Origin of the sequence: Streptomyces sp. LS1784 (assembly GCF_020103755.1) — a bacterium.
GTDB lineage: Bacteria > Actinomycetota > Actinomycetes > Streptomycetales > Streptomycetaceae > Kitasatospora.
This window is the reverse complement of the sequence record NZ_JAHSQD010001224.1, coordinates 1-713: the sequence shown is the minus strand read 5'-3', so window position 1 is coordinate 713 and position 713 is coordinate 1. Positions and strand designations below refer to the sequence as shown.

Annotated in this window: 1 protein-coding gene; it reads right to left on the bottom strand. The window is 77.3% G+C overall.

Features of this window, described 5'->3' with window-relative positions:
- Nucleotides 1-646, bottom strand: a 646-nt coding sequence (locus tag KS423_RS46660) for a serine hydrolase (RefSeq protein WP_224285682.1), incomplete at its 3' end; no start/stop codon positions are given.
- Nucleotides 647-713: the final 67 nt, after the last annotated feature.

Genomic DNA, 713 nt, shown 5'->3' with positions numbered 1-713 from the left:
CCAGGTCGCCCGCGGTGCTCCACAGCCCGGCGGCCGCGGTGTCGGTCCGGCCGTGCCCGGCCGCCCCGGCCCGCTGGACCGGACGGCCGCCGTCGTCGTGACCGGCCGCCGCGGTGGCGGGGAGGTTCCCGTAACCGCTGGAGTGCATGGCGAGCGGCTCCAGGACCAGGCGGCGCAGGACCGTGTCGAAGGGCTCGCCCGTCACGTCCTCCACCAACTGCTGCACGACGGCGTAGTTGGCGTCGGTGCTGCGGAACACCTCCCCGGGAACGGACTCCCGGCGCACGTGCTCCCGCAGCAGATCCGCGAGGGGCTGCCCCGGCTCGCCCGTGTAGGCGGTCAGGCCGGCCCGGTGGCTGAGCAACTGCCGTAGGGTGACCGGCCGTTCGCCGTCGCCCTGGCCGGGGACCCGCCAGCCGGTCAGCCGGTCGTTGACGTCCCCGTCGAGGGTCAGGAGCCCGTCCTCGACGAGCCGGAGCGCCCCGAGCGCGGTGACGAACTTCGACACCGACCCCACGCGGAAGGGCGTCGAGGCCGTGACCGGCTCGCTCTCCCCGGCCCGTAGGACCCCGTACGCCTCGACGCGCGCCACGCGCCCGCCCTCGACGACGGCCAACGACACCCCGGGCACACCGTGCCGCCGCATCAACCGCTCCACCTCCCCCGGCCGCCGGCCCTCGCCGACCGCGCGCCGCGCGGGGGCCGCCGCCGGG